The following is a 259-nucleotide window of genomic DNA, read 5'->3' as shown; positions in this document are numbered from 1 at the left end:
GCCTGTGTACGACCCGCAAGGGTTCTTACTTCGTCGGCAACCACCGCAAAACCACGGCCCATTTCACCTGCACGTGCCGCTTCAATTGCTGCGTTTAATGCCAGTAAGTTGGTTTGATCTGAAATAGCATTAATGGTGGTGATCACTTCATTAATATTGGTCGCATTAATTTTTAGGGTATTGACCGAGTTTGATGTTTGTTCAATGTAGGTCGATAACTGCTTAATTTCATTAATCGCACGCTTGGCTCGGTCATAAC

General features: G+C 44.4%; 1 protein-coding gene. It reads right to left on the bottom strand.

Features of this window, described 5'->3' with window-relative positions:
- The coding region (locus AAEY79_RS15515; RefSeq protein WP_352289440.1) for a methyl-accepting chemotaxis protein at window positions 1-259 on the bottom strand (259 nt) is incomplete at both ends.

This window comes from Psychrobacter sp. GW64-MNA-CIBAN-0177 (assembly GCF_040309585.1).
In the GTDB taxonomy this organism is placed as follows: domain Bacteria; phylum Pseudomonadota; class Gammaproteobacteria; order Pseudomonadales; family Moraxellaceae; genus Psychrobacter; species Psychrobacter okhotskensis.
Note: the sequence above shows the minus strand (reverse complement) of the source record. Positions and strands in the feature narration are given on the sequence as shown.